The following is a 4,580-nucleotide window of genomic DNA, read 5'->3' as shown; positions in this document are numbered from 1 at the left end:
CTGTCAAGGGCCCGGACGGGGGCGTGCGGTCGGTATACCCGCCGGGTTGTGCGCCCTGCTCGCACCACGATGTCCGGGGGTCGCGGTGCGGCCGAGGCGCAGGAGCATCCCGGCCCGCCCCTGGAACAGGCCGGGTTGAGCGTAGTAGCGCATCCGGACGGCGGGCAGCACCGCCGCGCGCGCCGCGGCGGCGTCCAGCAGCGCGGGGTCGCGGGTGCGCTTGTACAGCCGGACGAAGAAGAGCGCGGACCCGGTCCAGCCGCGCAGCAGCCCGGCGCGCTCGCCGCCACGGCCGGGACGCGCCCCGTCGGCGCCCACGCAGTAGCGCGGGGCGAAGCCCCCGTAGCGCACGTGCAGCGGGCCGCCCTGCCAGCGCAGATCGGTGAGGATGTACGGGCCGTCCTCCGCGGCCAGTTGCCCGCCCAGCTCACGCAGCACCGTGTGCAGCATTTCGTCGTCGCGCGGATAGATCGTGGCGAATTTGCCGCTGATCGTGCGGCTGGCGTACTTGGAGTTCCGGAGGTAGAGAAGTTGCTTTCCTGGCACGAATTTGAACGGAATGCCGCGCGGCACGCAGTAGTCCCAGATGTACGTGCCGACCCGGTCGGCGTTGTCGAGGCGGGCCGAGACATGGATCTTCCAGCCCTGCTCCGGCCAGCGGCGATCGGCCAGAGGCTGGAGCTGGCGCCAGTCCCCGGACCACGCGTCGACCCATTCCCCGGGAGTTTCCCGGCGGGCGACGGGGAAGAGCGCGGCGGGTGCGCCGGCGGCACCGGTCAGCCGGTCCGGAGTTTCGTAGAAATACTCGTCGGCCAGGCAGAACGCCTCGTATCGCTTGTCCATTTCCCCCCAAGGCCGAATCCGGTGACTGCGCCCACGAAGGATTGCAGCCGGACGTGCACCGGCAGTAGTCACCGCTGTCATGAACAAGGTGTGCAGAACGCACGGGTACGGCGCGCCGCGGGCCGCGGCCGGGGGCCCGGACCGCGCCACGCGGTGGCGAAGGGCGGCTGCCGCGGTATTGCCGAGCGCGGTGCCATGCTTCTACGGTCTTCGCACGCAGCTCGACTCTACGGGTGTAGACCCCTGGTGACGTCGCGCCGCCGGAAGGGAGCAGAGGCCGTGAGCCGTACAGTCATCACCGGCGGGCTGGTCATCACCGCCGCCGACGAGATCCACGCCGACGTGCTCGTCGAGGACGGCCGCGTCATCGCCCTCGCCGCGCACGGCAGCGACGCCGCCGCCGGCTGGCGCGCCGGCGCCGCCGTGCTCGACGCCACCGGCAAGTACGTCATCCCGGGCGGCGTCGACGCCCACACCCACATGGAGCTGCCGTTCGGCGGCACGTTCGCCTCGGACACGTTCGAGACGGGCACCCGCGCCGCCGCCTGGGGCGGCACGACGACCATCGTGGACTTCGCCGTCCAGAAGCAGGGCAGCGCGCTGCGCGAGGGACTGGACGCCTGGCACGCGAAGGCCGACGCCCGGTGCAGCATCGACTACGCCTTCCACATGATCCTCTCCGACGTCAACGAGCACACGCTCAAGGAGATGGACGGCCTGGTCGAGGAGGGCGTGACCTCTTTCAAGCTGTTCATGGCCTACCCCGGCGTCTTCTACAGCGACGACGGCCAGATCCTGCGCGCCATGCAGCGCGCCGCCGGCAACGGCGGGCTGATCATGATGCACGCCGAGAACGGCATCGCCATCGACGTCCTCGTCGAACAGGCCCTCAAGGCCGGCAAGAGCGACCCGCGCCACCACGGCGAGGTGCGCAAGGTCCTGCTGGAGGCCGAGGCCACGCACCGCGCCATCCAGCTCGCCCGGGTCGCCGGCAGCCCGCTGTACGTCGTGCACGTCTCCGCCGAGGAGGCCGTCGCCGAACTGGCGCAGGCCCGCGACGCCGGCCTGCCCGTCTTCGGCGAGACCTGCCCGCAGTACCTCTTCCTGTCCACCGACAACCTCGCCGAGCCGGACTTCGAGGGCGCCAAGTACGTCTGCTCCACGCCCCTGCGCCCCCGCGAGCACCAGGCCGCCCTGTGGCGCGGCCTGCGCACCGACGACCTCCAGGTCGTCTCCACCGACCACTGCCCCTTCTGCTTCGCGGACCAGAAGGAACTGGGCCGCGGCGACTTCTCCAAGATCCCCAACGGCCTGCCGGGCGTGGAGAACCGGATGGACCTCCTCCACCAGGCGGTGCTCGACGGGCACCTCACCCGCCGCCGCTGGATCGACATCGCCTGCGCCACCCCCGCGCGGATGTTCGGCCTGTACCCCCGCAAGGGCACCATCGCCCCCGGCTCCGACGCCGACATCGTCATCTACGACCCCGAGGCCCGCCAGACGCTCTCCGCCGCCACCCACCACATGAACGTCGACTACTCGGCGTACGAGGGCAAGGAGATCACCGGCCGCGTCGAGACCGTGCTCTCCCGCGGCGAAACAGTCCTCAAGGCACGCGAGTTCACCGGCCACGCGGGACACGGCCAGTACATCCCGCGCGGCACCTGCCAGTTCCTCTAGAAACCAGCCACCAGACCCACACCTCCGGCATCGTGACCAAAGGGGGCCGAAGTGGATTTCGGACTCGTGCTGCAGACCGACCCGCCCGCATCCGCCGTCGTCGCCCTCATGCGCCGCGCCGAGCAGAACGGCTTCCGCTACGGCTGGACGTTCGACTCCACCGTCCTGTGGCAGGAGCCGTACGTCATCTACAGCCGCATCCTGGAGCACACCGACCGGCTCACCGTCGGCCCCATGGTCACCAACCCCGGCACCCGCGCCTGGGAGGTCACCGCCTCCGCCTTCGCCACCCTCAACGAGATGTACGGCAACCGCACCGTCTGCGGCATCGGCCGGGGCGACTCCGCCATGCGCGTCGCCGGCCGCCCGCCGAACACCCTGGCCCGCCTCGGCGACGCCATCCGCGCCATCCGCGACCTCGCCGAGGGCCGCGAGGCCGTCGTGGACCGCGAGGCCGGCACGACGCTGAGCCTGCCGTGGGTCGAGAACGGCCGGCTGCCGGTGTGGATGGCCGCGTACGGGCCGAAGGCGCTGGCGCTCGCCGGCCGGGTCGCGGACGGCTTCATCCTGCAACTGTCCGACGTCTACCTCACGGAGTTCATGGTCAAGGCCGTCCGCACCGCCGCCGCCCAGGCCGGCCGCGACCCGGACGACCTGACGATCTGCGTCGCCGCCCCCGCGTACGTCACGGACGGCACCCCCGAGGCGCTGGCGCACGCGCGCGAGCAGTGCCGCTGGTTCGGCGGCATGGTCGGCAACCACGTCGCCGACCTCGTCGACCGCTACGGCGAGCACTCCGACGTCGTCCCCGAGGCGCTGACGGCGTACGTCAAGCAGCGCAAGGGCTACGACTACTCCCACCACGGCCGCGCCGGAAACCCCTCCACCGACTTCGTACCGGACGACATCGTCGACCGCTTCTGCATCCTGGGCCCCGTCGAGGCGCACCTGGAGAAGCTGGGCCGGCTGCGGGAACTGGGCGTGCACCAGTTCGCGATCTACGCGATGCACGACGCGAAGGAGTCCACCGTCGACGCGTACGGGAAGTACGTCATCCCGGCGCTGGCCTGAAGGGGGAGCCATGGCCGCCGACGCCGCGCCACCGTCCTACCCGCAGCAGCCCGCAGACGGCAGGGTGGAACTCGCCCCCGCCGACGACCTCGCCGGCAGCCGCTACGCCAAGGCGGACCCTGGACTGTGACACTTCTCCGTCTCACGCTGAGTAGTGGAAGAAGAGACCACGGACTCAGGAGGCGGAGACATGGGTACGGAGAGCGCGGTTCGGGCGGCGGTGTACGTGCGCATCAGTCGGGACAGGCGGCGCGGCAGCCTCGAAGAGGGCATTGGAGTTCGGGAACAGGAAGAGCAGTGCCGGGCGCTGGCCGACCGTTTCGGCTACGAGGTGACCAAGGTCTTCTCTGACAATGACATATCGGCGTACTCAGGTCAGCCGCGCCCGCGATACTTGCAGTTGCTGGACTACATCGCAGCCGGAAAGGCAGACGTTGTGCTGTGTTGGCACACAGACCGGCTGCACCGTAGCAACATTGAATTAGAGGAGTACATCAACCTCGTTGAACCGAGGGATATCAAGACGGAGACGGTCACAGCAGGAATCATCGACCTGAACACACCGATCGGACGTATGGTGGCCCGTCAATTGTGCACCATCGCCCGATACGAATCCGAGCATCGCTCGGAGCGTGTTCGTATGGCCCACCTACGGCTGGCACGAGAGGGGAAGAACCGAGGCGGCAGGCGTCCATTCGGTTTCGAGCCGGACACCGTGACCGTCAATCCCGCAGAGGCGGCACTCATCGTGCAAATGGGCAGGGCTGTACAGGCAGGAGTGCCGCTCAGGGAAATTGCGCGCGACTTGCGCTCTCAAGGCATCCGGACATCACGGGGAACGGACTGGCGTGCCCATGGAGTCCGTGAGGTACTGCTTCGGCCCCGTAATGCCGGTCTGTTGGTGCACCGCGGACTGCCGAGAAAGGGCCCGCTCTATTCGGACGACGAAATAATCGGTAAGGCTCCGTGGAGTCCTATCATCCCTG

General features: G+C 69.4%; 4 protein-coding genes. 3 read left to right on the top strand and 1 reads right to left on the bottom strand.

Features of this window, described 5'->3' with window-relative positions; translation table 11 throughout:
- Window positions 1-3: 3 nt before the first annotated feature.
- The gene (locus H5J30_RS18605) at window positions 4-843 is read right to left on the bottom strand and encodes a class III lanthionine synthetase LanKC N-terminal domain-containing protein (RefSeq protein WP_374100993.1); all 840 of its coding nucleotides are present in this window, start codon (window positions 841-843) and stop codon (window positions 4-6) included.
- A 279-nt stretch (window positions 844-1,122) separates the two neighbouring features.
- On the opposite strand from H5J30_RS18605, the gene hydA reads away from it, so the two are divergent.
- The 3 genes from hydA to H5J30_RS18590 form a co-directional block, all read left to right on the top strand.
- Window positions 1,123-2,523 carry a dihydropyrimidinase gene (gene hydA / locus H5J30_RS18600; RefSeq protein WP_181788545.1) on the top strand — a complete coding sequence of 467 codons (1,401 nt, stop codon included), beginning with the start codon at window positions 1,123-1,125 and terminating at the stop codon, window positions 2,521-2,523.
- A gap of 51 nt (window positions 2,524-2,574) precedes the next feature.
- Window positions 2,575-3,594 carry a TIGR03842 family LLM class F420-dependent oxidoreductase gene (locus H5J30_RS18595; RefSeq protein WP_181788544.1) on the top strand — a complete coding sequence of 340 codons (1,020 nt, stop codon included), beginning with the start codon at window positions 2,575-2,577 and terminating at the stop codon, window positions 3,592-3,594.
- 190 nt (window positions 3,595-3,784) lie between these two features.
- The coding region (locus H5J30_RS18590) for a recombinase family protein (RefSeq protein WP_181788543.1) at window positions 3,785-4,580 on the top strand (796 nt) is incomplete at its 3' end.

Origin of the sequence: Streptomyces phytophilus, from assembly GCF_013870535.1 — a bacterium.
Taxonomy (GTDB): domain Bacteria; phylum Actinomycetota; class Actinomycetes; order Streptomycetales; family Streptomycetaceae; genus Streptomyces; species Streptomyces phytophilus.
This window is presented reverse-complemented; position numbering and strand designations above follow the sequence as displayed.